Consider the following 26689-nt stretch of genomic DNA (forward strand, 5'->3'; position numbering starts at 1 on the left):
CCGTTGCTGGAGGCTTCGCCTCGGACGCAACGGCGGCTAACTCGCGGCCGGGCCGCTACGCCGCTGCGCGGCGGACCCTCCCTAGGGGTCGGGTGTGCGGGGCTGGGAGTGCGGTCATGGCGGAACCGGGGTGTGCGGCGCGCGGTGTGGTTGGGTGTGCGGGCATGGCGGAACTGGGGTGTGGGGCGCGCGGTGTGGTTGGGTGTGCGGGCATGGCGGAACAGGGGTTCGGCTATGCGCCGGGGCCTACGTTTTTGCTGTTGCGGGTGCGTAGGGCGTGGACGTAGTCCTCTGGGGCGCCTGCTTTTTCGGCTGCGTCGGCGATGACGCCGATGTAGCGGGCCGAGGGGAGGCCGCCTTCGTAGGCGTCCAGGACGTACAGCCAGGCGAGGCGGGACTCGCCTTGGGTGCCGGTGACTCGGATTCGGATCTTCTTGTGGATGCCGAAGTCGGAGCCCTCCCAGCGGTCGAGGAGGTCCTCGTCCTCGGGGGAGACGTCGTAGAGCACGACGAACACCCGGGAGCCGGGATCCTCTACGACGGTGGCGAGCGGCCCTTCCCAGCCGATGTCGTCACCGGCGAAGGTCAGGCGCCAACCCTCCAGCCACCCGGTCCCGGACATGGGCGAATGCGGGCAGCGTTCCAGCATCTGCGTCGAGTCCATGTTGGACCCGTAGGCGGCATAGATCGGCACCATGGAACTGTAGCCAATAACCCCGGCGGTTTTCCTGTCTCCCACCCAGATCGGCTGTCCGTCACACTCCCCGGCGCCAGATGACGTGGCACAGAACACGCGCACTGTTGTTCACCGAGCCGACCCGGCAACGTCACAGCGCACCTGAAATGATGGCCTCGACAAGCACGGACGCGCCCTCACAAGGGGCAGTTCGATCAGGCGAGCACAAGGAGCGTGACTGGTGGCACGGATTGCGATCATCGGCGGTGGACCGGCCGGATACGAGGCGGCACTGGTAGCCGCCCAGCACGGGGCCACGGTGACCCTGGTGGACGCGGACGGCATCGGCGGTGCCTGTGTGCTGTGGGATTGCGTGCCGTCGAAAACCTTCATCGCCTCGACGGGCCTGCGCACCGATCTGCGCCGCGCCCGCGACCTCGGCATCAACATCGATGCCGATCAGGCCAAGGTGCATCTGCCCGAGGTGAACGCGCGTGTCAAGGCGCTCGCGCTGGCGCAGTCCTCCGATATCCGCACCAAGCTGCAGGCCGCGGGCGTGCAACTCCTGCCGGGCTATGGCGAATTGGTCGGGCCCGCACCGGGTTTGGCGCATCGTGTGCGCGCGAACCTGGTCGACGGCAGTTCCGAGGAGTTCGAAGCCGAGGTCGTGCTGATCGCGACCGGCGCGAGCCCGCGCGTGCTCCCCGGCGCCGAGCCCGACGGTGAGCGCATCCTGAACTGGCGTCAGCTCTACGACCTCGAGGAGCTGCCCGAGACGCTGGTCGTGGTCGGATCCGGTGTCACCGGTGCCGAATTCGTGTCCGCCTACACCGAGATGGGCGTGCGGGTGAAGCTCGTCTCGAGCCGTGATCGCGTGCTGCCAGGCGAAGACGCCGACGCGGCCCTCGTGCTCGAGGAAGCGCTGGCCGAACGCGGCGTCGAACTGGTCAAGCACGCGCGCGCCGACGCCGTGGAGCGCACCGCCGACGGCATCGTGGTGAAGCTGTCCGACGGCCGCACCGTCACCGGAACGCATGCGCTGATGACCGTCGGTTCCACCCCGAACACCCAGAATCTCGGCCTCGACCGGGTCGGTATCGAACTCGATCGCGGCGGATACCTTCGCGTGGACCGGGTTTCGCGCACCTCGGTGCCCGGCATCTACGCCGCGGGCGACTGCACCGGCCTGTTGCCGCTGGCCTCGGTGGCCGCCATGCAGGGCCGGATCGCGATGTACCACGCGCTCGGTGAGGGCGTGAGCCCGATTCGGTTGAAGACGGTGGCCTCCGCGGTGTTCACCCGTCCGGAGATCGCGACGGTCGGGGTCAGCCAGAACGCCATCGACGACGGTGAGGTCCCCGCGCGCACAGTCATGTTGCCGCTCAACACCAATCCGCGCGCGAAGATGTCGGGGCTGCGGCGCGGCTTCGTCAAGATCTTCTGCCGTCCGGCGACCGGTGTGGTGATCGGCGGGGTGGTGGTCGCCCCGATCGCCTCGGAGCTGATCCTGCCGATCGCGCTGGCGGTGCAGAACAATCTGACGGTCACCGACCTCGCGCAGACCTTCTCGGTGTATCCCTCGCTCACCGGTTCGCTCACCGAAGCCGGGCGTTTGCTGATGCGCCACGACGATCTGGACTGAGTCGCGACACGCCAGATGTGAAACGAATCACAGGGCTTACGGGTTTCGAATTGTGTTGGTCGACAACGTCGCTCGTCGATTTCCGGCGACCGTCACGCCAGGTGTTTGCGCAGGCGGGACCAAGGGAACACGAAAGCTACTGCTGCGTTGCCTGTCCCGCGCTCATGTGGTTGACTCACCGCCGAGGCGTGATCGAATGCGATCACGTGGTGGAGCAGTGGGGGATTCCCTCCGGGAAAGGGATTACGAAAAGTGAAGCATCGTAAGCCGAGTCGGGCGCAGCGAGCGATGGCAAGCACGTCGTTGCCGTTGGCTGCCGCAGCAGCAGTCGCGACCCTCCTAGCGGCACCGGCAGGCGCGGTCCCCAGCGACCAGCCGACCACGCCCGCTACTCCGGCTCCTGCGCAGCCGGGTCAGCCTTCGGGTGAAGTGGAAACCCCGGAAACCCCGGAGAGCGTCAAGCCGGGCGAGACCAAGCCGACGCCGGCCCAGCCGGGTGTCACCAGCCCCGCGCCGGGTCAGCCGGAGCAGGCCACCCCCGCCAAGCCGACGCCGAGCCAGCCGGGCGTCACCAAGCCCCGTACCGCGCCGCTGCCGGTGCCGGGCCAGGCCCAGCCCGCGGTTGCGCCGGAGCGCGAGGGCGTCACGTCGGACCAGCCGGGCACCACCAAGCCCGAGACGGGCACGACGCCGAGCCAGCCCGGCACGACGCCGAGCCAGCCGGGCAGCACACCGGGCCAGCAGCAGACGCAGCCCAGCGTGCCGTCCGGTCAGGGCGCCGGTACCGATACCGAGGTCGAGTCCCCGGACACCCTCATCCAGGAGCCGAAGGAACCGGCCTGGCAGGCCCCTCGCCTGGAGAACGCGCCTGCCGCGCCCGTCGTCGAGATGGAAGGCCCGCACCAGGAAGTCGGCGCCACCATCGACGGTGCGGGCATCCTGGCCAACACCCATCACTACAACAACGCGTCGGGCTACGTCGGCACCGTCGGCTACCGGACGCCCGGTGGCGGTTTCGGTGACGCCGGTGTGTCGGTCGAGTACATCGGCGCGAACGAGGTCAAGGTCACCACCTTCACCGGTGGCGACGGCCGTGCCGACAACACCACGGTGACCGTGCTCGACACCACGCAGGCCAACCTGGCCAAGGCCGCGGTGGAGAACTGGATCAAGGCGCAGCCGGGTGGCACCGCCGCGCTCGAGCAGGCCGCGAAGGCTACACTGCCCGTGCCGGGGGAGCTGCTTCAGACGGTGAACGTCATGGGTGTGAACACCCAGTGGGGTGGCTCGCTCCAGTACTGACACGCAGTACGTCGTGTGGGGCGGTCGCCTTCGACCGCCCCACACGTGTGTCCTGGGGAAAGGATTGGACTTGGGCACCGAGGGCGACGACAACGAACGCGGCGAGCGACGACCTGCCGCGGGATTCGGTCCTCCCGTAAGCGATTTCGGGCCGCCGATCGACGACGCCGGTTTCGGTGGGCCCGTTCCCGCCACGCCGCCGCCCCCGCCGTCCGGGGTTCCCGAACGAGGTTGGCGACCGGCTGGTCCGCCTGCCCCCGCGCCGGGTCCGTTCGGTCCGCCTGCCGGTGCGCCCGGTCCTTTCGGTGCGCCCGTTGCCGGACAGCCGCCTGTTGCTCCGCCCCCTGGCGGTCCGTTCGGCGGATCGGTGCCGTCGGGTCCCGCTGTCGGGCCTTCGACTCCTCCTCTGGTGCCTGGTCAAGCGCCGCCTCGGCTGCCCGATGGGCGTCGTTCCGCACCCACCTCCGTTTTCGGCGACGCCGTGGCGACGCCGCCGCCCGTGGTGCCCGGTCCGCGTGACGCCGCCCCGTTCGGTGGCCCCACCCCCGGTGGTCCGCCTGCTGCCGACCCGACCGTGCGTTTCGGTGCCGAGCCGCCGCGCAGCGAGGGCTCGGTCTTCGGCGATTCCGTGCCGGTCACGTCGGGCCGCGAGCTCACCGAGGTGATCCGGCGCGGTCGTCCCGGTTCGAAAGACCCTGCGCCGCAGGCGAAGTCGCCCGATGTCAAGCCCGCGCCGGAGGTGGAACGTCCGCCCGAAGGTTCCCGCACTCCGCTTCGACCCGAGCCGCCGAGGTCCGTGGGGGAAAAGTGGTGGGACGTCTCCGACGACGACGAGATCCCGAAGCCGCCCGCCGAGCCCGGCCTGTCCTGGGCCGACGATCCGATCGCACGCCGCCTCGCGCCGAAGAATCCGGTCACCCCCGCGCCGGCGGAGAAGGAACCCGACAACAAACGCCTGCGCTGGATCATCGGCGGTGTGGCCGCGGCGGTCCTGCTCGTGGTGGCACTGGTCGTGACGATCGGCCTGGTCAAGCGTGGCGGCGGTGCCGACCCCGGCGTGACCGCCGCACCCGTCCCCTCGGTCGCCGTCGGCACCGAATGCCAGTCTGTCGCAGAACAGTCCGTCACCGTCGGCAAGGGCCCCGGCGACACCACCACCGGCGCCAGAGCCATCCTCGGCTTCCAGTACGCCTTCTATACCGAGCGATCCGGTGCGAAGGTGCGCACGTTCGTCGCGCCCGACGCCGACAGCAACATCTCGCCTGCCGAGGAGATCCAGCAGGCGATCGACGGCCAGATCCCCGCCGGCACCACCCACTGCGTGAAAATGCGCGAAACCACGGTGGGCCGCTATGACGTGGAACTGCGAGAAATGCACCCCGACGGCTCTGAGGTGGTCTACAAGCAGGAAATCATCACCACCAACACCGACGGAAAGTGGCAGGTCAAGTCGATCACCGCTCGGTAGTATCTCATTGTATGAGACCACAATTTCACATTCTGGCGGACGCTGTGCAATCGTAGGATGATTGCTTCCCTTGGCGTCCCCGGAGGTTCCCATGTCGCTGACCACCCCCGCACTGGCGGCCAAGCTCGCAGGCCTACAGAGCTCAGCGATCAGGGACCTGCTCAAACTCACCGCCCGCCCCGACATCATCAGCCTGGCAGGCGGCCTCCCCGACGCCACCCTGATGCCGCGCGACCGCATCGCCCGAGCCGCCGAAACCGCCCTGCGCGACCCCGCCGTCCTGCAGTACACGGAGTCGTCCGGCTGGCCCGCCCTGCGCGAGGTGATCGCCGCCCGCGAATCCGCCAAGATCGGCCGCCCCGTGCAGGTCGCGGAAGTCTTCATCACCCACGGCTCCCAACAAGCACTGTCGCTACTGGCCGAAGTCCTCCTCGACCCCGGCGCCCTCGTCATCGTCGAAGACCCCGCGTATGTCGGTGCCCTACAAGTCTTCCGAGCCGCAGGCGCCCGAATCATCGCCGTCCCCTTGGACTCCGACGGCATGCGCCTCGACATCCTCGAAGACCTCCTGGCCGCAGGCGAACGCCCCGCGCTTGTCCACACCGTCTCGAACTTCCACAACCCCGGCGGCGTCACCCTCGCCCCGGAACGCCGCGCCCACCTCGCGAAACTAGCTGAGGCCCACGGCTTCTGGATCATCGAAGACGACCCCTACGGCGAACTCTGGTTCGACCAGCCCTCCCCAGCACCGGTCGCCTCGTACTCACCCCAGGTGATCCGCCTCTCGAGCGTCTCCAAAATCCTGTCCCCTTCTCTCCGTGTCGGCTGGATGATCGCCCCCGAAAGGGTGTGCCGCGCAGTAGAACTCCTCAAACAAGGCGCGGACCTCTGCGGCTCAGCCCTCACCCAGCAGATCACCACCGACCTCCTGTCGGACGCTGATTGGCTCGCAGCCCACATCAATACGATCCGAACCACCTACGGCACCCGAGCCCGAGCCCTCGTCGCCGCTGTCCACACCACCTTCGGCGACCGAATCCACTGCACAGCCCCCACCGGCGGCATGTTCATCTGGGCCAACTTCACCGACAACACCAACACCACTACCCTCCTCCCCAAAGCCCTGGAATCCGGCGTCGCCTACGTCCCCGGCGTCGCCTTCGCGGTCTCCAACACATCGGATAACTCTTTGCGCCTGTGCTTCACCACTTCCGATGAATCAACTCTCGAAAAGGCCGTCCACAGGCTGGCGAAAGCTACTCGCTAACTGCGCGGAGCGCGATCTGAAGGTTCTCGGAGATGACCCGAGTGATCGGATGGTCGGGGCCGAGGACACGTTCGCATTCGGTGCGGGTGTCTTCGAGGAGGGGGATGGCTTTGTCGAGTTGTCCGGCGGATCGGTAGGCACTGGCGAGGTTGTTGCGGCTGGTGAGGGTGTTGGGGTGGTCGGGGCCGAGGACACGTTCGCAGTCAGCGACCGTGGTCGAAGACATGTCAATCAGTTCGCGGAGGTTGCGGCCGAGTGTGGTGAGGTCCCAGATTCCGCGGGACCGCCAGCTGAGGACCAATGCGGTCGTTTCGGAGTCAATTGTGGTGTTGCAGGCCTCCGTGCTCAGCGCTTCGAGGTGACCTACCGCAGCGCGAACCGTTCGCTGATGCTCGCTGGTGATTGTGTCGACAGACAGGTCGGGATGAACGATGTCGAACGCGACTCGGACGATATGCGCTCCACTTTGTGGATCGGCTGCGTACTGCTCACGGATGACTCGGCCGGTCAACCGGTGAACGGTGAGGACCTCTCCATCGATGGAGCAGTTGAGGAGACAAGCGCGCGTTGCTTCGTCGGTGGCAGCGTCCACGATGGCCGGTCCAGCGTCGAGTCGATGCAGTATCGAGCGCTCTACACCATCCCTGGACAGGACAGATACCACGCGCAGGATGGTCGCGAGGTGGCCGGTCGCATCCCCGGCGATCAAGGCATCCACCGCGAGCCCGATCGCTTCGAAAACCGCTGCCGGGTGGGGATTTGTCGACGAGCGTTCGAGCGATGCCGCCAGCGGTTCCGTTGACAGCCTGCCCAGGTACTTCTGGAAGTTTCGGCAGCTCGGTTGCTGAATGATGTAGGCGGCCGCAGCCAGTGCGAGGGGGTGGTCGCCGAGGTGGTCGGCAACCGCGTCCGCGCCGGCGGGATCGTCGAGCTCGGTTCGCTCGAGCAGGAATTCGACTGATTCGCTGCGTTGGTAGTGGTCGACGTCCACAGATCTGCCGAGCTGGGTGAAGCGGCGATCAGTGCTGGTGATGATCACGTCGACATTCGGCGGTGGCAGGAAGCGTTGGATCCGGTCAGGATCTGTCGCGTTGTCGAACACCATCAAGTGCTTGCCGGGGTGGGCAGCGAGGCGTTCGCGAACATTGCGCCATGTCACCTCGAAATCGCCTGCGGGGTCGAGAGCTCCCAGCCGCGCCGCGAGACGGTCGATGCCTACCGTGAAGCCGACGTCGGTGTCCGCATCGATCCATACCGCCACGCCAGCCTCGCCCTGTCGCACTCGATCGCGGAAGATCGCGGCGGCGAGTTGCGTCTTGCCGATCCCACGCATCCCCGTCAGCGAGCAGACGGTGACCTGACCGGACTCCCGCAGCGCTGCTTCGACCCGCTGAACGGTCTCGCGCTCGAAGTACCCGACTGGCGCTCGCGGAGCGTCACCGATCTCGATAAAAGCAGCCGGCGAGAGCTCGGTCTGCAGATAGTTGTGGTGGTTGACGATGGTGAGATCGCGACCAGCCGAGGAGCTCTCGACTGTTGTGGTTGAACTGATCCCTGGTCGCGCGACGCCGTGTCCGGCTGCCGCGCTCAGTGAGAAGGGTCGGCTCCGCCCACCTCGACATCCTCGATGTCGATGCGCCCCGTCACCTTGACACCCTTCAGCCGTGCACCAGATCCAGTGGACCGTAGCCCCTTGATCCGAATAGCCTCGGCCTCAACATTCTCGAGATCAACCCCGATCAGGCCACCGACGCCCGGCGCATGTGCCCGAGCCTCCTGGATCACCAACTCCGCAGCCGCCAGCAGATCCCCATCGGACTCCGCCCCTGCCGCCGCGAGTTCCCGCGCCAATGCCTCGCGGGCGATCCTCGAGTCAGGATGCTGCGCGACCGGAGCCACATCCACCGTGCCGTAGTTCCGGCGCAGGCGTGCTTGCAAACCCACATAGGCATCCGTGATCGCTTGCTCGCCAGCCTTCGTGATCCCGGTCAGCGCACCCGCCTGCGCCGCCGCCACGGCCGTCGCGATGATCTCCAGCTCGTTCATCCGCCCTCAATTCCCCATCGACTGAGACCGATAGTACTGAGCTGATCACCTTGCTGCGCAGAATCTTTCAAGCCCCGAGTGCTTAGCCGAGGTACGGTTCCGGCCGTTGTTCTGCGAAGTGCGCGAGCCGCAGGCGGACGGTGGGATGCATCGGTAGGTCCGCCAGCTCGTCCATGCCGAGAAACCGAACTTCGGTCGACTCACTGCTGACAGCGAGCTCTCCACCCAGCACCCGACCGAGATAGGTGACGGCGAATTCCTGCCGCACTTCGCCGTCGGAGTACTCGATGACATGTGCCGGGTCGGTATAGATCCCCAACAATCCGGTGATCTCGGTGTCGAGCCCGGTCTCCTCTTTTGTCTCGCGTACCGCGCACTCCTCGAGCGTTTCGCCGATCTCCATGACACCACCCGGAAGCGACCAATTCCCGGAATCGCCCCTGCGCTGCATCAGGATTCGTCCTCCGTCATCTACAACGAGCATGGACCCACCGGGCACCAGGCTGTTGGCCTTCGGCGCGCGAGGGTCGCGGTAGTAGTCACGCCGAGAGCTCACGGGACAGTCCTTGTGGGTAGGGGGTCGCCGAACCCCAGATCTGTTCGAACTGCTCGGCGAACGAGGTGAATATTCCGTGTGGGGAAAGCTTGCGCAGGTGAAGGGCCGGGTGCTGATAACCACGCGCCCGAATGAGATAGGGAGTCACGATCATCTGGTCGTCGAAGCGGAACACCGAGTTGTAGAGATGGTTGGTGTGTAGTCCGATGGCGCAACCGGGGGTATCGGTCAGCTCGCCCAACATGTTCAGCGCGTTGCGGATGCGGCCGGGAAGGGTTCCGTTCATCTGCTCCAGCGCATCGCGTTCGGCGACATGGAGACAGTCCGGATCGGCGAATGCCATTCGAATGCGAGTCCCGTTGCGGCACTTGGCCGCGAGAACATCGGCGGCATTCGGCAGCAGTTCCAGCACAAACGGGTAGGCATATCCGGCGATGTCGATCCGTTCCTCGGCGCGGAGGAGTAGCGAAGTCCACAGGTCATTGGGAATCTCGGCCCGGTGCGCATAGGCGGATTGGACTTCGGCGGTGGCAGACGCGCCGGGTGTGAGGTCCGGTCGTGTCTGCGGCCACAGCAGGTCCTCGGATTCGTTGAGAACCTGCGCGACCGCCGCGCGTGTCCGTCGATGCGGCACTCGACCCGACAGCCACCGGTTGACGGTCTTCGCGTCGACGTTGACAGCCTGGGCCAGCGCGGCCGAATCCAGCCGCGCGCGCAGCATCGCCGACTGCAAACGCTGGGTCATTCCTGAACCATACGGCGCCTTTTCGGGATGTGCAGGGCCTTTGAAATGTCTTTCAAAACGTCCCGCGCGTAGTTCGGGTGCCCGTCGCATTCCCATAACTTCAGTTCCAGTGTGGAACCAATTCGAGGGGAGGCAACGTGATTTACGAGTCGACATGTATCGGCCGGTCGCGGAACCGTTTCGGACAGGAGTCGTAGATGACCACGTTGTTCGATCAAGCGCTCGTCCTGCGCATCCTGCAACCAGGCGGACAACTCACTGACCGCCAGATCGCCGCTGAGATTGCGCGCTCCCTCCGCCGGACGCGGCGGGCTTTACGAATATTGCACCGCGACGGCCTGCTCCGACAGGCTCCGAGCCAGGCCTGGGAGCTGTCGCCTTGTGGACGCGCCTACGCAACGACCCCCGCGGGCCGGGCCATGCTCGACGTTCCCCGATCGGCGCTCGCAAAATGAAAGCCATCGCGATCGGATTCCTTCGTTCCGACATCTCTGGCCATACGCAGAGCTGGGACGAGATTCGAATTCGCTCACAAGCCAAGCGATACGGCTACGACCTCGCGAAGACGATCGTGTTCAACGCAGGGACGCCGGACCCGATCGCCCAACTGATCGACATCGTCAGGCGGTCCAACGCCGAGGCAGTCTTCACTCCCCACCGCGATCACCTCGGTCCTGAGATTCCAGAGCGGCTGGTTCAAGTCTGCGACGTCATTACCGTTGCCGATCAGAGCACGTTCGCAAGGTGCTATTTCGACGGCGAGGTCCTCGGCCCGGTGTCCAACGCGGTTCTGAGCGCGAAAGCGTGGTTCGCCTGGTTCGATTCAGATGACCGTGCGGAGGCGATGGCTGAGATTCAAGACGCCGCAGAACTTGCTGTTCACACCGGGGATTCGGCTCCACTCACCGAAGTGCTGCAAGCATGGGCCACTACCGCTGCGGTCATGCGTGACCCAGCACGACGCGCGGTGCACACCGGGTCGGGTGCCGAATCGGAGTTCGTTGAGGTGGACCCGCCCGCCAGCCCTTCGCCACCGGGGAACACCGCCCACTGAGCGATGAGGATTCTCAGACCCAGTTGTAGGTGCGTTCTACGGCCTTGTTCCAGTCTGCGTAGCGGCGGGTTCGTTCCGCTTCGGACATGTCCGGTGTCCAGGTTTGGTCGGCTATCCAATTGGCTCGGAGGTCTTCGAGGTCGGACCAGTAGCCGACTGCGAGGCCTGCTGCGTAGGCGGCGCCGAGGGCGGTGGTTTCGCGGACGACCGGGCGGACTACGGGGACGTCGAGGATGTCGGCTTGGAATTGCATGAGGAGGTTGTTGCCGGTCATGCCGCCGTCGACTTTGAGGGTGGTGAGTTCCAGGTCGAGGTGTTGGGCGGCGGCGTCGGCTCGCATGGCGTCGACTACCTCGCGAGTTTGGAAGGCGGTGGATTCCAGTGCGGCTCTTGCCAAGTGGGCTTTGGTGACGAAGCGGGTGAGGCCCGCGATGACGCCGCGGGCGTCGGGGCGCCAGCGGGGGGCGAACAGGCCGGAGAAGGCGGGGACGAAGTGGGCGCCGCCGTTGTCTTCGACGGAGCGGGCAAGGGGCTCAACCTCTTCGGCGGAGGAGATGATGCCGAGGTTGTCGCGTAGCCATTGGACCAGGGAGCCGGTGACGGCGATGGAACCTTCGAGGGCGTAGACCGCTGGGGTGTCGCCCAGTTGGTAGCAGGCGGTGGTGAGCAGGCCGTGCTTGCTGAACACGGGCGTGGTGCCGGTGTTGAGGAGCATGAAATTGCCTGTGCCGTAAGTGTTCTTGGCTTCGCCGGGAGACAGGCACGCTTGGCCGAAAGTTGCCGCTTGCTGGTCGCCGAGGATGCCGGCGACGGGGATGCCTTCGAACGGGCCGGAGGTGATGTCGGCGTAGACCTCCGATGAGCTGCGGATCTGCGGCAGTAGCGACATCGGGATGTCGAAATCGGCGCAGATCTGCGAATCCCATTGCAGGGTACGGAGATCCATCAGCATGGTGCGGGAGGCGTTGGTGACGTCGGTGAGGTGCTGGCCAGTCAGTTTCCACAGCACCCAGCTGTCCATGGTGCCGAAACACAGGTCACCTGCTTCGGCGCGCTCGCGGACGCCGTCGACATTGTCGAGAATCCAGCGCAGTTTCGGACCGGCGAAATAGGTCGACAGCGGCAGCCCGGTGCGGTCCGCATAGCGTTGCGGCCCTTGGTCTCCCGCGAGTTCGGTGCACAGCTGATCGGTGCGGGTGTCCTGCCAGACGATGGCGTTGTACACGGGTTCGCCGGTCGCCCGGTCCCACACGACGGTGGTCTCGCGCTGATTGGTGATGCCGACCGCCGCCAGATCCCCCGCCGAACACCGGCTGGTGCCCAGAGCCGCACCGAGCACCGCCTCGGTATTGCGCCACACCTCCGCCGGATCGTGCTCCACCCAGCCGGGCTTCGGGAAGATCTGCCGGTGCTCCCGCTGCGCGGTCCCGACGATCCGACCCTGCCGATCGAAGATGATGCACCGACTCGAAGTCGTCCCCTGATCGATGGCAGCCACATAGCGACGCATTGATGCAGGTTACCGAAACCGGAGCCCGCCACCGCAAGCTTTGGCGTCGGCGATGAGCGCTGTGGCGGGTCGCCCGTGCTCGCGACAGACCCCGAGGCGACGCCGACCGCGGCGGTAGGTGCCTGAACCAGCGCATCGGCGGGCCGGTTCGGCGTCAGCACCGAATTTCCGCGCACACGCCCCGCCGGACACGTCCCGAGCGCGCAGCGGCCGCTAGGTTTAGCGTGTACGCAGCGGCGCCCGGAACGCGGCGTTTGCCCCCAACTGTCGACTGGGACCGGCCGGAATCGGCCGGCGGCGAGGAGTCGAGCATGTCGCAGACACCGGAGTTTCCGTTCCTGCATCCGGGTGAGTTGGTCGCGGGCGGGAAGCGGGACCGGCTCGGGCCGGGTGACCTGGGGCCCGAACATCGGCGGACCGCCTGGGAGCGGCTGGGTAAGGATCAGTTCGATGTCCTGGTCGTCGGCGGTGGAGTCGTCGGGGCGGGCATCGCGCTCGATGCCGCGACGCGCGGGCTGTCGGTCGCGCTGGTCGAGGCCCGCGATCTCGCGTCGGGCACCTCGAGTCGGTCGTCGAAGATGTTCCACGGCGGCCTGCGCTATCTCGAGCAGCTCGAGTTCGGCCTGGTCAGGGAGGCGCTGAAGGAGCGTGAGCTGGCGCTGTCGACGCTCGCGCCGCATCTGGTGAAGCCGCTGCGTTTCCTCTACCCGCTGACCCATCGCGTGTGGGAGCGGCCCTATGTCGCCGCGGGCCTCACCCTGTACGACTCCATGGGTGGCGCGAAATCCGTTCCGGGACAGCATCATCTGACCCGCCACGGCGCGCTGCGCCTGGCCCCCGGCCTGCGCCGCGATTCGATGATCGGCGGCGTCACCTACTACGACACCGTCGTCGACGACGCCCGCCACACCATGACCGTCGCCCGGACCGCCGCCCACTACGGCGCCGTGATCCGCACCTCCACCCAGGTCGTCGGATTCCTGCGCGAAGCCGACCGGGTCGTCGGGGTGAAACTGCGCGACACCGAGGACGGGCGCACCGGCGAGGCGCGCGCGAGCGTGGTGATCAACGCGACCGGCGTGTGGACCGACGAGGTGCAGAGCCTGTCACGTCAACGGGGCCGATTCCATGTGCGAGCGTCCAAGGGCGTGCACATCGTGGTGCCGCGTGATCGCATCGTCAGCGATGCCGCGATCATCCTGCGCACCTCCACCTCGGTGCTGTTCATCATCCCGTGGGGCGCGCACTGGATCGTCGGCACCACCGACACCGACTGGAATCTCGACCTCGCCCACCCCGCGGCGACCAAGGCCGATATCGACTACCTGCTCGACCGGGTCAACGAGGTGCTGGTCACCCCGCTCACCCACGCCGACATCGACGGTGTCTACGCGGGCCTGCGTCCTCTGCTGGCAGGTGAGAACGACGAGACGTCGAAGCTCTCGCGCGAACACGCCGTGGCCAGGGTCGCGCCCGGATTGGTGAGCATCGCGGGCGGCAAGTACACCACCTATCGGGTGATGGCGGCCGACGCGATGGACGAAGCGGCACAAGACATTCCGGCCCGAGTCTCGCCGTCGATCACCGAGAAGGTGGCGCTGCTCGGCGCCGACGGCTACTTCGCGTTGGTGAATCAGACCGTGCAGCTCGCCGAGCACTACGGCATCCACCCGTACCGGATGACCCACCTGCTCGACCGCTACGGATCCCTTGTCGACGAGGTGCTCGCCATGGCGGCGGGCAAACCCGAACTGCTGCAACCCATTACCGACGCCCCGGCCTACCTGCAGGTGGAAGCGGTGTACGCGGCTGCCGCCGAGGGCGCGCTGCACCTCGACGACATCCTGGCCCGGCGCACTCGCATTTCGATCGAATACCCCGATCGCGGCGCGAACAGTGCCGAGCAGGTGGCCCACCTCATCGCGCCTGTACTCGGTTGGGACGCAGACGATATCGACCGCGAGGTGTCCACGTATCAGGCGCGCGTGCGGGCCGAAATCGAATCGCAGACCCAGCCCGACGACAAGTCGGCCGACGCGTTGCGGGCGGCCGCGCCCGAGCCGCGCCCGCAGTTGCTGGAACCGGTGCCGCAGGACCGCTGAGACTCAGACGGGGTCGATGCGAGCCTTCAGCAGGCAGAACTCGTTGCCCTCGGGATCGGCGAGGACATGCCAGTTCTCCTCGCCGGTCTGGCCGATGTCGGCCGGGCGCGCCCCGATTTTCAGCAGGCGTTCGAGCTCGGCGTCCTGATCGCGGTCGGTGGCGTTGACGTCGATGTGCAGGCGGGATTTCCCGTGCTCGGGCTCTTCCCTGCTGCTGAGAATGATCGTCGCCTGCGGACCGCCGAACCCTTCGCGAGGGCCGATCTCGACGGTGCCGTCGTCCTCGCGATCGAGAACGACGAAGTCGAGGACCTCGCACCAGAACTGGGCAAGGGCCTCGGGGTCGCGGCAACCGAGCACGAGCTCACTGATCCGACATGCCATCACGAAACCTGCTTTCTACCTGGGGATATGTCAGGACACCGCGGGGGCCGGGTGGGCCGTTAGCGGTGAAAACAATTTCGCGATCGTATCGGAGGACGTAGGGCGCCGCAGGGCGAATTCAGGGTGGCGGTTGGCAGCGCGGGCAGAAGTAGATGCCGCGTTCGCGCTGGGTGATGCGGTCGGCGGGGTCGTCCTCGCCGAGGAGCTGGGAGGCGATGGTGGCGCCGCAACGGGGGCAGGGTCGGCGGGTGCGGCCGTAAACCATGGGGCGCCACGGAGGTTGGTGTGCGGCCTTGCCGAGGACACGGTGAGCTTCGTCGACGAGCGCAGGGAGATCGGGAATCTCGCCGACGGGAGTGGTGGGGTGGACGCGGCGGAGGAAGCAGATCTCGCTGCGGTAGATGTTGCCGATGCCTGCCAGATTGCGCTGGTCGAGGAGGGCGAGACCGATGGCGCGGCGGGGGTATTCGGTGAGTCTGGGCAGGGCCTCGAGCGGGTCCCAGTTGGGTCCGAGGAGGTCGGGGCCGAGGTGGTCGATGACGGTGTGTTCGTCGGCGCGCGGCAGCACTTGCACCTTGCCGAGCGAGAATCCGACGGCCTCGACCTCGTCGTTGCCGAGCACCAGTCGTGCGGTGACGCGCGGTTTGGTCCAGCGCTGGCCGCAGTGGAACACCCGCCACTCGCCTTCCATTTTCAGGTGGGTGTGGATGCTCACGCGGTCGGTGCGGATGAACAGGTGTTTGCCGTAGCTGGCGACCTCCTCGACGAGATCGCCGACCAGATCGACCGTGGCATAGCGCGGGACCCGGAAGTCGCTGCGGGTCAGGGTCTTACCGGCCAATGCCGTGCGGAGGCGTTCGGCGGTGCGGAAGACGGTGTCGCCCTCGGGCATTCGGCTACACCTGCCTGCGCAGTCGCAGACCGCTCGGCGTCATCGAGAAACCGGCTTCGGTGAGGATTTCGGCGAAAAGGTTGCCGTGCACGGTGTCTCCATTGATCTTGTCGATCACCAAACTGTCGACCCTGCGGTCGCGCACCAGACCGGCCAGCGCGATCGCCGCCGCCCGGCGCAGGCCGATGTCCTCGGTGAAACTGAGCAGGGTTTTGCCGCCGCGCTCGGAGTAGAGCACGAGTTCGCCGCCGACCAGCACCACCAGGGCGCCCGCTTTGCGACCTGGTCGATGACCGCCTTCGGCGTCGCCCTTCGGCCAGGGCAGTGCGGCACCGTAGGGGTTGGCCGGGTCGCAGGCCGCCAGGGCTACCGCGACGCCCGCTCGGGTGTTGTCACGGTCGGTGTCGAACGAGCGGAGGCGGTCGACGGTGTCGGTAGTGGAGAACTGGGCGCCGCCGAGCGTGTCGACGAAGTAGCCGCGCCTGCATCGGCCGCGATCCTCGAACTCGGTGAGCACCCGGTACATCAGCTGGAATCCGCCGGAGATCCCTTCGTTCTGCACCGAACCGCGAGTGAGCACGCCGTAGCGTTCGATGAGTTGATCGGCGGTGGCGTGGGCGCGAACGGTGTTGTCCTGCACGCGTTCGGGCAGGATCGACCAGCGGCCGGCCAGGGTCGGTGGGCCCGAGCGGGTGGGCATCGAGGGTCGCGGGAGGTAGGCACGTCCTCGGGGAGCGCGGCGTGGGGTGCGGTGCGCGGTGGTGGATTTGGCGGTGCCGGAGAGCAGGGCTCGCACCGGGGCGAAGGTGTCGCCGGAGACGTATCCGGCCCAGACCAACTGCCACAGTGCGTCACCGGCCGCCTTGTCGTCGAGCAGCCCGGCGGCATCGGAGAGCTGGCGGAAGAAGTAGGCGCCGCCGCCGCTCAACGTGGCAGGCAATCGCGTGGTGCCACCGGAATCGGCGGGCGTGGTGTGTTCTGGACCCGTTCGTCGGTCGGTGGCGGGGGTTGGTTGGGCAGGCTCGGCGTCGAGGTCCACGACCTTGTCGGCGGCCGCCTTTCCTCGGGCGACCTTCGGGCGCGCAATGGGTGCGTCCGAGGCGATCGGCGAGGGCACGGGCTCCAGCGTCGCGCCGAGGGCGACCAGCAGGCTGAGCTGGATGTCGGTGGCGTCGATCTCGTCGGCGGGCGGCAGGGTGAAGGGGGCCTGTTCGGCCAGGTGCAAGGCGATCCAACCGTCGCGGGCGGTGATGGCGCCGTGGCCTGACCACACCACCTCACCGGTCGCCATCAGCTCGTCCAGCATGGCGGGGGAGTAGTCGCGCACTCGCGTGGGCAGGATCAGCGATTCCCAGGCCGATGCTGGAATCGGCACGCCTGCAAGCTGTTCCACCACCGTTGCCACGCCGTCGACGCCGCGCAGCTCGCCAGATCCGACGTGTTGCCAGGACGGTAGGAACCGAGCGAACGCGGCGGTGGACACCGGCTCGACTTCGTGCCGGGCGGCCGCCAGCGAACGTCGGCGCAAGCGGCGAAGAACCTGGGCGTCGCACCACTCACCACCGGCGGTATCCGGTGTGAATTCACCTTCCACCACGCGCTTTTCGGCGAGCAGGCGGTGCAGCGAGGTCGCGGCAACGGCCGTTCCCAGGCCGAAGCGTTCGGCTACCGCGGCGGTAGTGAACGGGGCGTGGGTGCGCGCGTAGCGGCCGAGGAGGTCGCCGAGCGGATCGGGTACCGGTTCGATGAACGCCGCAGGCACGCCGATAGGTAGCGGCACCCCGAGCGCGTCCCGCAGCCGAGCGGCGTCCTCCACTGCGACCCACCACGTGCGCCCCGCGAACGAAACCTCCAGCGCCCGTCGCGAATCCCGCAGTTGCGCGAACCACATCGGTGCATCGGAATCGGCTAGCGGATCACCGTGGGGACCGGGCCCCTTACCGCTGCGGTCGGACGCAACGTCTTGCGAGCCGGTTCCGTAGTCCGCGAACATGGCGGCGTTGTCGTTGGCGGCGGCACGATCAGCGAGTGCGGCGTCGTCGATAGGTGCCCCACCGCCCGACGGCTCAGCTCCGAGTACGTCTCCCGCGGCGAGTTCGCCGGACTCCGAGGCGCGCTTGTGGGTGCGGCGTTCGTCGGGAGCGGGGCTTTCCCTGTCCGCGGTGTGACGAGCGGCTGATGGCGTGCCGGGGCGGGGGACACAGCGGGCTGCGGCTTCGGCGGGGGTGAGTGGGCCGAGCAGGCGGAGGAGGTCGGCGAGGCCTTCGGGGTCGCGGGCCCACCGTTCGGGGGTGAGGCGTTGGAGTTCTTGTTCGGTGAGGGTGATGACGGCGGGGTCGAGGAGTTCGCGCAGTTCCACGCGGCCGAGGAGTTCGGCGAGCAGGCTGGAATCCAACGCCAGTGCGGCGGCTCGGCGTTCGGCCAGCGGGCTGTCGCCGTCGTAGAGGAATTGGCCGATGTAGGAGAACAGCAGGGCGCCTGCGAAGGGCGACGGGCTCGCGGTTTCGACTTCGACCAGGCGGATCTCGCGGCGGGCGACCTTGGTGAGCAGGTCGCGCAGGGCGGGCAGGTCGTAGACGTCGCGCAGGCATTCGCGCACGGTTTCCAGCAGGATCGGGAACTGTGGGAATTTGCGTGCCACGTCCAGCAGTTGAGCCGAGCGCTGCCGTTGCTGCCACAGCGGTGCGCGCTTGCCGGGGTCGCGACGGGGCAGCAGCAGTGCCCTGGCGGCGCATTCGCGGAAGCGGGAGGCGAAAAGGGCTGAGCCACCGACCTGTTCGGTGACGATGTCATCGATCTCGTCGGGCTCGAAGGCGAACAGTTCGGCACCGGGTGGTTGGTCGGTGGTATCGGGCAGGCGCACCACGATGCCGTCGTCGGAGGCGGTCGGGGCGGCGTCGATGCCGAACTGTTCCTGCAGCCGCGCACCCACCGCCAGCGCCCACGGCGCGTGCACCGGGGTGCCGTAGGGCGAGTGCAGCACCAGCCGCCAGTCGCCGAGTTCGTCACGGAAGCGCTCCACGACCAGCGTGCGATCGGTCGGCAATTGCCCGGTGGCGCTGCGCTGTTCCTCGAGCAAGCTCACCAGATTCGCTGTCGCGTTCTGGTCCAGCCCGGCGGTCCGCACCAACTGTTCGAGCCGTGCCGCTGACTTGCTCTGTTCGGCTGCCGAGGGCTTGGCCGCCACCGACTTCGCGCGCGCGGTGGGCTCGTCGGCGGACCGCTTCGCACGTCCTGTCTTCGTCGAGCCGCTGGTTGCTTTCGTGGTTCGAGCAGCGGTCGCGCCACCAGCGGTCTCGATTCGCCCGGACTTCGCGTCATCGACCGGATCCACCACCGCTGTCGGTAAACCGGTGGCCTCCGCCATGACCTCGGCCAATGATCGCGGATCCGAAACCTCTGGTGCCGCACCAGACATCCCGGCGTCGACACCCATGTTCGACACAATCCGCGTCAATTCGTCGGCTGACACCTGCCCTGCTGTACGCACGAATTCACCCAGCGCAGCCCCTAATTCGGCGGGGCGCCCCAGCCCGTCACCGTGCCAGAACGGCAACCGCCCCGGCATCCCGAACGCCGGCGACACCAGCACTCGATCGAAGGTGATCTCCTCGATCCGCCAACTCGTCGCACCCAGCGCGAACACATCACCCACGCGGGATTCGTAAACCATCTCCTCATCGAGTTCGCCCACCCGAGAAGCCTTTTCACCCACCATGAACACCGCGAACATGCCACGGTCGGGGATGGCCCCACCGGAGGTCACTGCAAGACGCTGGGCACCGGGGCGGCCGGTGATGGTGCCCGCGTCGCGGTCCCACACCACGCGTGGACGCAGTTCGGCGAACTCGTCGGAGGGATAACGGCCGGCCAGCAGGTCGAGTACCGATTCGTAGGCCGAGCGGGGCAGGTTCGCGTAGCTACCGGTGGAGCGGACGATGTCGAACCAGGCGTCCACGTCGATCGGCTCGAGCGCGCAGGCGGCGACGGTCTGCTGCGCGAGGATGTCGAGTGGATGCGCGGGGATCTGCAGTTTTTCGATCTCGCCCGCGAGCATGCGCTGGGCGGCGACGGTGCAGTGGATGACATCGGTGCGATGTTTGGGGAACAGCACGCCGCGCGAGATCTCACCGACCTGATGCCCGGCGCGACCGACTCGCTGCAACCCACTGGCCACCGATGGTGGCGCCTCCACCTGCACCACCAGGTCCACCGCGCCCATGTCGATGCCGAGTTCGAGACTGCTGGTGGCCACCACGCACCGCAGGCGACCGGTCTTGAGGTCGTCCTCGATGATGGCCCGCTGTTCCTTGCTGACCGATCCGTGATGGGCGCGGGCAAGGAGGTGTTCGGCCCCGTGGATCACCTCGGTGGACGGCCCGAGTTGGGCGGGGGGTTTGTGCTCGGTCTCCACCGGCTCGCCGAGGCGGGCGGCGTAGGTCTCGTTGAGCCGCGCGGTCAACCGCTCGGAGAGCCGGCGCGAGTTGGCGAACACGATCGAGGACCGATGCTCGAGGACCAGGTCGACGATGGCCTGGTCGACGTGCGGCCAGATCGACCCAGGCTGATCGGAGTCGCCCCCGGGATCGGTCATATCGGCCACGGGCACCCGCACCGACAGGTCGAAGGTCTTCGGCGCGGGCGGGCGCACGATGGTGATCGGCGCGTTCCCGACCAAGAACCGCCCGACTTCCTCGGGTGGGCGCACCGTCGCCGACAACCCGATCCGTTGCGCGGGCTTGTCGGTGAGCTGATCCAGTCGTGCCAGCGACAACGCCAGATGCGCGCCGCGCTTCGACCCGGCGATGGCATGCACTTCGTCGACGATCACCGTGTTGACCTGGGCGAGCGTCTCGCGAGCGGCCGAGGTCAGCAGCAGGAACAGCGACTCGGGAGTGGTGATGAGAATGTCGGGCGGCGTGCGCAACATCGCCCGACGCTGGGCAGGCGGGGTGTCACCGGAGCGCACGCCCACCGAGATGTCCGGCGGGTCGAGCCCCAACCGTTTGGCAGTCTGCGTCACGCCAACCAGTGGCGCCCGCAGATTGCGCTCCACGTCCACAGCCAGGGCCTTCAACGGCGACACGTAGAGCACGGAAGTGCTGCGGACTTTGTCTGATGATGGCTCCCGCTGAGCCAACTGGTCGATGGCCCACAGGAACGCCGACAAGGTCTTGCCAGACCCCGTGGGCGCGATGACGAGGGTGTTCTCCCCGGCGGCGATCGCGTCCCACGCGCCGAGCTGGGCCGACGTCGCGCCGGGGAAGGCGCCGTCGAACCACTGGGCTGTCGCGGGGGAGAACCGATCCATAGCACCAAGTGTGCACCGACCCACCGACAACTTCGCTGACCGCACGCACCCCGACCTGCGCCGATCGGCCGCTGACCGGCCCGGGGTGTGGCGTGGGTCGCACTCGTGGCTACCCTCGACTCTCGTGCAAACGGTGCTGAGAGTCGACCTTGTCGGCCATGGCCTTACCGAGGCGGTACGTAAGGCGCGTTTTCCTGTCGATGAACCCCTTGACGAGTCGGGGCGGGCCGCAGTGCGGGCCTGTGTGCCGCTCGCGGACGCGCTGGTGCGCACGGGCCCGGAGCGGCGGGCTCGGGAGACTGCGGAGGAATTGGGCCTCGTCGGCGAACAGGATGTGCGATTACGGGATCTGGACGCGGGGTCGTGGCGGGGCGTCGAGATGGGCAAGCTCGCCCAGGATCAGCTGTTCGCCTGGCTCACCGATCCCGAATTCCGTGCGCACGGTGGGGAATCGGTCACCGATCTGGTGGATCGGGTGCGGTTCTGGTTGGCCGAGATCGCGTCGTCGGGACGTGACACCGTGGCGGTGACGCATCCGGCCGTGGTGCGGGCGGCGCTGCTGGTGGTGCTCGACGCACCCGCGAAGTCGTTCTGGCGCATGGACGTTCCGCCCGCGAGTATTACGCGCCTGCACTACCGGGGGAACTGGACGCTGAGACTCGGGTAAGGAACGGCTCGGATAGCAAAGAAGGCCCCGGAATCGAAATTCCGGGGCCTTCTTTGTAGTAGCGGGAGCAGGATTTGAACCTACGACCTCTGGGTTATGAGCCCAGCGAGCTACCGAGCTGCTCCATCCCGCGTTGCAAAGACAACTTTACACGGGGTGGGCCCAAAGGTGAAATCGCCCCCTGATCAGCCGAAATGGATGCCCTGGGCCAGGGGGAGCTCGGTGGAGTAGTTGACGGTGTTGGTGGCCCGCCGCATGTAGGCCTTCCACGAGTCCGAGCCCGACTCCCGGCCACCGCCGGTGTGCTTCTCCCCGCCGAACGCGCCGCCGATCTCGGCACCCGATGTCCCGATGTTGACATTGGCGATGCCGCAGTCGGACCCGGCGAGGAACTGTTCGGCCTCCCGCTGGTCGAGGGTGAAGATCGACGACGAAAGACCCTGCGTCACACCGTTGTTGAGGGCGATGGCCTCGTCGAGTTCGTCGTAGGTCAGCACGTACAGAATCGGCGCGAAGGTCTCTTCGCGCACGAGTTCGGTCTGGGCGGGCATGCGGACGAGAGCGGGTCGCACGTAGTAGGCGTCAGGACCGAGGATCTCGACTCGCTCACCGCCGCAGATGATGTCGCCCCCCTCGGCCACCGCACCGACCAGCGCCTCCTGCATCGCGGTGAAGGCGCGCTCGTTGATCAGCGGCCCCACCAGCACCCCGTCGTCGAGCGGATTGCCCACGGGCAGTTGGCTGTACGCCGCGGCGAGCCGCTCCACCAGCTGATCGGCGATCGAACGGTGCACGATCAACCGTCGCAGACTCGTGCACCGCTGGCCCGCCGTCCCCGCCGCCGAGAAGACGATGCCGCGCACCGCCAGTTCCAGATCCGCACTCGGGGCGACGATCGCGGCGTTGTTCCCGCCCAGCTCGAGCAGGCACCGCCCGAACCTCCCAGCGACCCGCGGGGCGACGGTGGCGCCCATCCGCACCGAACCGGTCGCACTCACCAAAGCGACCCGGGCATCGTCGACCAAAGCCGAGCCGACGGCCGCATCACCTTGAACCAGCTGGTGCACTTCGGGATCCGCGCCCACGTCGACCGCCGCGCGACGCAGCAGGGTGTGGCACGCCAAAGCCGTCAACGGCGTGGTCTCCGACGGCTTCCACACCACGGTATCCCCGCACACCAACGCGATCGCGGTGTTCCAAGCCCACACCGCCACAGGGAAATTGAACGCCGAGATCACCCCGACCACGCCGAGCGGATGCCACGTCTCCATGAGTCGATGGCCGGGGCGCTCGGAAGGCATTGTGGCGCCGTAGAGTTGGCGCGACAGCCCGATCGCGAACTCGCAGACGTCGATCATCTCCTGTACTTCGCCCAGCGCTTCGGGCCCGATCTTGCCCGCCTCCAGGGTCACCAGCTCGGCCAGCTCGTCCTGATGGGTCACCAGCAACTGGGACAGCCTGCGCACCAACGCCGCCCGCACCGGCGCCGGCACGGTGCGCCACGCCTGGAAGGCCGTTGCGGCGCGGCCGATCGCGGCGTCGACGTCGGCAGGGGAGTCGATAGTCAGCGGCAACAGAACACCCCCGGAAATCGGCGTGCGCGCGAGCAGCGGGCCGGGCTCGGGCACCTCGGCACCGAGGGTGTGCAGCAGCGCCCTGGCGCGCAGGGAAAGCTGCTCGGAGAAGTTCACGGTCTGCGTCATCGGTACTCTGCTCACCTTCTGCTGTTTGGTACGAATCACGGAAAAGTTCGGGAGAATTCAGAGGGGAACGGAAAGAAGTTTTCCCCGCGCGAGACCCGCGCTGAGTTAGCCTTCGCTGATGGCGGATACACCGGCTCGACCCCAGCTCGACGACATCGATCGACTACTGATCAAAGAACTGATGGCCGACGGTCGCGCCACACTGTCGAACCTGGCCGAGAAGGCCAGCCTCTCGGTCTCCGCGGTGCAATCGCGGGTGCGCAGGCTCGAAGCGCGCGGCGTGATCCGCGGATACGCGGCGCAGGTGGACCCCGAAGCGCTCGGGCACTTGTTGTCGGCGTTCGTCGCGATCACTCCTCTCGACCCGTCCCAGCCCGATGACGCGCCAGCATTGTTGCAGCACATCCCCGGCATCGAGGGCTGCCACTCGGTGGCGGGCGAGGAGAGCTACGTGCTGCTGGTGCGGGTGGCCTCGCCCCGGCATCTGGAACATCTGCTGCAGGAGATCAGAGCCACGGCCAACGTGCACACCCGCAGCACGATCATCCTGCAGACATTCTATGACAGGTAGCGATCGTTCGTAATTTGATTCGCGAATCCGTAGAACTTCCGTAAATATTTGCGTATCGTCGGTTTCGTGACCATCGAACTGGAGCGCCCCGGCGCGGCGGTCATCCCCGCCAACCGGGTCAACGAAATCCTGTCCTCGCACATCCTCGCGGACGGCTTCGACCTTGTGCTCGACCTGCGCAAGTCGCACGGCCGCACGCTCGTCGACGAACGCGACGGCACCAGCTATCTCGACATGTTCGGCTTCTTCGCCTCCAACGCGCTCGGGATGAACCATCCCGCGCTGGCAGGCGACGAGGATTTTCTCGCCGAACTGGCCACCGCCGCCGTGAACAAGCCGAGCAACTCCGACATCTACACCGTCGAGATGGCCCGCTTCGTAGACACCTTCGCCCGCGTGCTCGGCGACCCCCACCTACCGCACCTGTTCTTCGTCGACGGAGGTGCGCTCGCGGTGGAGAACGCGCTGAAAGTCGCCTTCGACTGGAAGAGTCGGCACAACGAATCACACGGCCGCGCACCGGAACTCGGCACCAAGGTGCTGCACCTGACCGGCGCCTTCCACGGGCGCAGCGGTTACACGATGTCGCTCACCAATACCGACCCGGTCAAGACAGCGCGATTCCCGAAATTCGACTGGCCGCGCATCGACACCCCGCACACCTTCGCCGGGCCCGATATCGCCGCTCTCGAGGCGCGCGCGCTGGCCCAGGCCGAACAGGCCTTCGCCGACAACCCACACGACATCGCCTGCTTCATCGCCGAACCGATCCAGGGCGAAGGCGGCGACCGTCACCTGCGCCCGGAATTCCTCGAGGCCGTGCAGCGGCTGTGTCACGCCAATGACGCGCTGTTCATTCTCGACGAGGTGCAGACCGGCGTCGGCCTGACCGGAACCACCTGGGCCTTCCAGCAATTGGGCGTGCAGCCCGACGTGATCGCCTTCGGCAAGAAGACCCAGGTCTGCGGGATCATGGCGGGCGGGCGCGTCGACGAGGTGCCCGACAATGTGTTCAACGTCAGCTCACGGCTCAACTCCACCTGGGGCGGCAACCTCACCGACATGGTCCGAACCCGGCGCATTCTCGAAGTGCTGGAACAGGATCGGCTGATCGAAGGGGTCGCACCGCTCGGCGCGTTCCTGCTCGACCGGCTCGGCAAGCTCGCCGCCGCACACCCGGATCAGGTGAGTGAAGCGCGGGGGCGTGGACTGATGTGCGCGATCACCCTGGCCACCCCCGAGCTGCGCGACCGTGTGGTGACGGAACTGCGCGAACGAGAGCATGTGCTGCTGCTCGGCACGGGCGAACGCAGCATCCGGTTCCGTCCGGCATTGACGGTCACCGAAGACGAGCTGAGCCAGGCTGTCGACGCTCTCGACGCAGTCATCACGCGAGAACATGGGTAACTCGCCGGGTACGGGCTGACCCGACATCCTTATTGCCGTCGGCCGCCTGCTTCCTTGCCGCGATGGCGAGTCTGGCTGAAAGACGCGGGGAGGCGGGCTTGCTGCTTTTAGCCAATCTGGGTTCTAGGCTTCCGAAGCATGTCATTCGGACGTCACCCGGGGGTGGAACTGTGCTGCGAGTGAGCCAATCTAAGCCGCGCATCGGAAAAATTGCTGCTGCCTTGCTGATTGCGGTTACCGCGGGCTGCGCGAACGGCGAAGCAGTGACAGTCGAGACCACCGCAGCTCCGCCGACGACCTCGCCGACCGTGATGCCGCCACACATGACCGACCTGCTACCCGGCATGCCCCCGCCACTCTCGCCCACCGACATCTACGCCGCCAACCGGGAACTCAGCCCCTCGGTCGCCGATCACCGGCCGCTGGTCTACGTGCCCAACAGCAAGTCCAACACGGTGACGGTGATCGATCAGAACACCTTCCAGGTCGTCGACACGTTCTCCTCCGGCGGTTCCGAACCCCAACATGTAGTGCCGTCCTACGACATGCAGATGCTCTACGCCACCAACGACCTGCCGATCGGCGGCGGCAGCCTGCTGCCGATCGACCCGCGCACGGGAGCGCCTGCGGGACCGGCCTTTCCGGTCCGCGACCCCTATAACATGTACTACACACCCGACGGGAAATTCGCGCTCGTCGTCGCCGAGGCGGACAAGTCCCTGGACTTCTACGATCCGGTGACCTGGCAGAAATTGCACGCGCTCGCGGTCCCGGAGTGCGCAGGCGTCGACCACATGGACTTCACCGCTGACGGACGCTTCGCCCTGGCCAGTTGCGAATTCATCGGGCGCATGGCGGTTTTCGATGTCGCGCAACGCACGCTGATCAAGATGATCGACCTGCCGGGCGGGCGCGGTGGGATGCCGCAGGACGTGAAACTCTCCCCCGACGGTCACGTGTTCTTCGTCGCCGACATGATGGCCGACGGTATCTACACCTTCGACGCGCACACCTTCGCCAACACCGGCTTCATCCCCACCGGCAAAGGCGCACACGGGCTTTACATCACCCGCGACTCCGAGCAGATGATCATCACCAACCGGCACGAAGGCAGCATCTCGGTCTGGGATTTCGCCGCGAACGGGTTGGTGCACAAGTGGTTCATCCCCGGCGGCGGCAGCCCCGACATGGGCAACATCACCGCCGACGGCAAGGTGTTCTGGGTGTCGGGGCGGCACAACAACGAGGTGTACGCGGTCGACATCGTCAACTGGAATCTGTTGGCGCGCATCCCCGTTGACCACGGCCCGCACGGATTGACAGTGTGGCCTCAACCCGGCCGATACTCCACCGGGCACACCGGGGTGATGCGGTAGGGAGCGCGTC

General features: G+C 67.0%; 20 protein-coding genes, 1 tRNA gene and 2 pseudogenes. 11 read left to right on the top strand and 12 right to left on the bottom strand.

Annotated features, from left to right (window positions below):
- Positions 1-232: 232 nt before the first annotated feature.
- Positions 233-694, bottom strand: coding sequence for a gamma-glutamylcyclotransferase (locus tag ACFW6D_RS23895; protein ID WP_379331552.1), 462 nt, complete (start codon positions 692-694; stop codon positions 233-235).
- 223 nt (positions 695-917) lie between these two features.
- On the opposite strand from ACFW6D_RS23895, the gene ACFW6D_RS23900 reads away from it, so the two are divergent.
- The 4 genes from ACFW6D_RS23900 (at position 918) to ACFW6D_RS23915 (ending at position 6355) form a co-directional block, all read left to right on the top strand.
- Complete coding sequence (locus tag ACFW6D_RS23900) at positions 918-2318, top strand: NAD(P)H-quinone dehydrogenase (protein WP_379331554.1); 1401 nt, start codon at positions 918-920, stop codon at positions 2316-2318.
- A 288-nt stretch (positions 2319-2606) separates the two neighbouring features.
- Positions 2607-3620 (top strand): hypothetical protein, encoded by a 1014-nt coding sequence (locus ACFW6D_RS23905; RefSeq protein ID WP_379331556.1) that lies wholly within the window; start codon positions 2607-2609, stop codon positions 3618-3620.
- Between the two features lie 70 nt (positions 3621-3690).
- Complete coding sequence (locus tag ACFW6D_RS23910; RefSeq protein ID WP_379331558.1) at positions 3691-5088, top strand: hypothetical protein; 1398 nt, start codon at positions 3691-3693, stop codon at positions 5086-5088.
- A gap of 91 nt (positions 5089-5179) precedes the next feature.
- Entirely contained in the window at positions 5180-6355 is a 1176-nt protein-coding gene (locus tag ACFW6D_RS23915) for a PLP-dependent aminotransferase family protein (protein ID WP_379331560.1), read from the top strand.
- Here the strand turns inward: ACFW6D_RS23915 and ACFW6D_RS23920 are convergent.
- The 5 genes and pseudogenes from ACFW6D_RS23920 to ACFW6D_RS23940 all read right to left on the bottom strand — a co-directional run bounded on the left by ACFW6D_RS23920 (position 6345) and on the right by ACFW6D_RS23940 (position 9702).
- Positions 6345-7073 carry a tetratricopeptide repeat protein gene (locus ACFW6D_RS23920; protein WP_379331562.1) on the bottom strand — a complete coding sequence of 243 codons (729 nt, stop codon included), beginning with the start codon at positions 7071-7073 and terminating at the stop codon, positions 6345-6347. The two genes, ACFW6D_RS23915 and ACFW6D_RS23920, sit on opposite strands and share 11 nt — an antisense overlap.
- A 582-nt stretch (positions 7074-7655) precedes the next feature.
- A pseudogene (locus tag ACFW6D_RS23925) lies at positions 7656-8030 on the bottom strand (hypothetical protein); the annotation flags it as partial.
- Positions 7943-8401: a hypothetical protein gene (locus tag ACFW6D_RS23930; protein ID WP_379331564.1), complete on the bottom strand. Its 459-nt coding sequence runs from the start codon at positions 8399-8401 to the stop codon at positions 7943-7945. The gene ACFW6D_RS23930 and the pseudogene ACFW6D_RS23925, both read right to left, overlap by 88 nt.
- Positions 8402-8483: 82 nt before the next feature.
- On the bottom strand, positions 8484-8957 hold the full coding sequence (locus tag ACFW6D_RS23935) for an NUDIX domain-containing protein (RefSeq protein WP_379331566.1): 474 nt from the start codon (positions 8955-8957) through the stop codon (positions 8484-8486).
- Entirely contained in the window at positions 8941-9702 is a 762-nt protein-coding gene (locus ACFW6D_RS23940) for an XRE family transcriptional regulator (RefSeq protein WP_379331568.1), read from the bottom strand. Before ACFW6D_RS23940 ends, ACFW6D_RS23935 begins: the two co-directional genes overlap by 17 nt.
- Before the next feature lie 197 nt (positions 9703-9899).
- Between ACFW6D_RS23940 and ACFW6D_RS23945 the strand changes: the two genes are divergently transcribed.
- The gene (locus tag ACFW6D_RS23945) at positions 9900-10157 is read left to right on the top strand and encodes a hypothetical protein (protein ID WP_379331570.1); all 258 of its coding nucleotides are present in this window, start codon (positions 9900-9902) and stop codon (positions 10155-10157) included.
- Positions 10154-10756 carry a hypothetical protein gene (locus tag ACFW6D_RS23950; RefSeq protein WP_379331572.1) on the top strand — a complete coding sequence of 201 codons (603 nt, stop codon included), beginning with the start codon at positions 10154-10156 and terminating at the stop codon, positions 10754-10756. The genes ACFW6D_RS23945 and ACFW6D_RS23950 overlap by 4 nt, the downstream gene beginning before the upstream one ends.
- A gap of 13 nt (positions 10757-10769) precedes the next feature.
- Here ACFW6D_RS23950 and glpK read toward each other — a convergent pair whose 3' ends face one another.
- Complete coding sequence (glpK, locus tag ACFW6D_RS23955) at positions 10770-12266, bottom strand: glycerol kinase GlpK (RefSeq protein ID WP_379331574.1); 1497 nt, start codon at positions 12264-12266, stop codon at positions 10770-10772.
- 311 nt (positions 12267-12577) lie between these two features.
- Between glpK and glpD the strand changes: the two genes are divergently transcribed.
- Positions 12578-14368, top strand: coding sequence for a glycerol-3-phosphate dehydrogenase (gene glpD / locus ACFW6D_RS23960; RefSeq protein ID WP_379331576.1), 1791 nt, complete (start codon positions 12578-12580; stop codon positions 14366-14368).
- A 3-nt stretch (positions 14369-14371) separates the two neighbouring features.
- Here the strand turns inward: glpD and ACFW6D_RS23965 are convergent, their stop codons facing one another.
- From ACFW6D_RS23965 to ACFW6D_RS23975, 3 genes and pseudogenes are all read right to left on the bottom strand, one after another.
- Positions 14372-14752 carry a VOC family protein gene (locus tag ACFW6D_RS23965; RefSeq protein ID WP_379331578.1) on the bottom strand — a complete coding sequence of 127 codons (381 nt, stop codon included), beginning with the start codon at positions 14750-14752 and terminating at the stop codon, positions 14372-14374.
- Between the two features lie 118 nt (positions 14753-14870).
- Entirely contained in the window at positions 14871-15644 is a 774-nt protein-coding gene (locus ACFW6D_RS23970; RefSeq protein WP_379331580.1) for a DNA-formamidopyrimidine glycosylase family protein, read from the bottom strand.
- A 4-nt stretch (positions 15645-15648) separates the two neighbouring features.
- Positions 15649-20934 (bottom strand): annotated as a pseudogene (locus tag ACFW6D_RS23975) (DEAD/DEAH box helicase); the annotation flags it as partial.
- Positions 20935-21079: 145 nt separating this feature from the next.
- Here ACFW6D_RS23975 and ACFW6D_RS23980 point away from each other — a divergent pair.
- Positions 21080-21622 (top strand): histidine phosphatase family protein, encoded by a 543-nt coding sequence (locus tag ACFW6D_RS23980; RefSeq protein ID WP_379331582.1) that lies wholly within the window; start codon positions 21080-21082, stop codon positions 21620-21622.
- A 59-nt stretch (positions 21623-21681) separates the two neighbouring features.
- On the opposite strand, the gene ACFW6D_RS23985 is transcribed toward ACFW6D_RS23980, so the two are convergent.
- Together ACFW6D_RS23985 and ACFW6D_RS23990 are read right to left on the bottom strand one after the other, a co-directional pair.
- Positions 21682-21755 (bottom strand) — tRNA-Met (locus tag ACFW6D_RS23985).
- 52 nt (positions 21756-21807) lie between these two features.
- Positions 21808-23325 (bottom strand): aldehyde dehydrogenase family protein, encoded by a 1518-nt coding sequence (locus ACFW6D_RS23990; protein ID WP_379331584.1) that lies wholly within the window; start codon positions 23323-23325, stop codon positions 21808-21810.
- Positions 23326-23443: 118 nt separating this feature from the next.
- Here ACFW6D_RS23990 and ACFW6D_RS23995 point away from each other — a divergent pair, with 118 nt between their 5' ends.
- The 3 genes from ACFW6D_RS23995 (at position 23444) to ACFW6D_RS24005 (ending at position 26679) form a co-directional block, all read left to right on the top strand.
- Positions 23444-23896 carry an Lrp/AsnC family transcriptional regulator gene (locus ACFW6D_RS23995; protein ID WP_056818059.1) on the top strand — a complete coding sequence of 151 codons (453 nt, stop codon included), beginning with the start codon at positions 23444-23446 and terminating at the stop codon, positions 23894-23896.
- Between the two features lie 66 nt (positions 23897-23962).
- Positions 23963-25303: an L-lysine 6-transaminase gene (gene lat, locus ACFW6D_RS24000; protein ID WP_379331586.1), complete on the top strand. Its 1341-nt coding sequence runs from the start codon at positions 23963-23965 to the stop codon at positions 25301-25303.
- Positions 25304-25566: 263 nt separating this feature from the next.
- The gene (locus ACFW6D_RS24005; RefSeq protein ID WP_379331588.1) at positions 25567-26679 is read left to right on the top strand and encodes a hypothetical protein; all 1113 of its coding nucleotides are present in this window, start codon (positions 25567-25569) and stop codon (positions 26677-26679) included.
- The last annotated feature ends 10 nt before the right edge of the window (positions 26680-26689 follow it).

The sequence above is a fragment of the Nocardia sp. NPDC058705 genome (assembly GCF_042749305.1).
In the GTDB taxonomy this organism is placed as follows: Bacteria; Actinomycetota; Actinomycetes; order Mycobacteriales; family Mycobacteriaceae; genus Nocardia.

What these genes read in the sequence shown, in the direction of transcription:
- ACFW6D_RS23905 (WP_379331556.1), top strand. Translation starts at nt 2,607, where the DNA reads ATGGCAAGCACGTCGTTGCCGTTGGCTGCCGCAGCAGCAGTCGCGACC.
- ACFW6D_RS23915 (WP_379331560.1), top strand. Translation starts at nt 5,180, where the DNA reads ATGTCGCTGACCACCCCCGCACTGGCGGCCAAGCTCGCAGGCCTACAG.
- ACFW6D_RS23930 (WP_379331564.1), bottom strand. Translation starts at nt 8,401, where the DNA reads ATGAACGAGCTGGAGATCATCGCGACGGCCGTGGCGGCGGCGCAGGCG.
- ACFW6D_RS23940 (WP_379331568.1), bottom strand. Translation starts at nt 9,702, where the DNA reads ATGACCCAGCGTTTGCAGTCGGCGATGCTGCGCGCGCGGCTGGATTCG.
- ACFW6D_RS23945 (WP_379331570.1), top strand. Translation starts at nt 9,900, where the DNA reads ATGACCACGTTGTTCGATCAAGCGCTCGTCCTGCGCATCCTGCAACCA.
- ACFW6D_RS23950 (WP_379331572.1), top strand. Translation starts at nt 10,154, where the DNA reads ATGAAAGCCATCGCGATCGGATTCCTTCGTTCCGACATCTCTGGCCAT.
- glpK (WP_379331574.1), bottom strand. Translation starts at nt 12,266, where the DNA reads ATGCGTCGCTATGTGGCTGCCATCGATCAGGGGACGACTTCGAGTCGG.
- glpD (WP_379331576.1), top strand. Translation starts at nt 12,578, where the DNA reads ATGTCGCAGACACCGGAGTTTCCGTTCCTGCATCCGGGTGAGTTGGTC.
- ACFW6D_RS23965 (WP_379331578.1), bottom strand. Translation starts at nt 14,752, where the DNA reads ATGGCATGTCGGATCAGTGAGCTCGTGCTCGGTTGCCGCGACCCCGAG.
- ACFW6D_RS23970 (WP_379331580.1), bottom strand. Translation starts at nt 15,644, where the DNA reads ATGCCCGAGGGCGACACCGTCTTCCGCACCGCCGAACGCCTCCGCACG.
- ACFW6D_RS23990 (WP_379331584.1), bottom strand. Translation starts at nt 23,325, where the DNA reads ATGACGCAGACCGTGAACTTCTCCGAGCAGCTTTCCCTGCGCGCCAGG.
- ACFW6D_RS23995 (WP_056818059.1), top strand. Translation starts at nt 23,444, where the DNA reads ATGGCGGATACACCGGCTCGACCCCAGCTCGACGACATCGATCGACTA.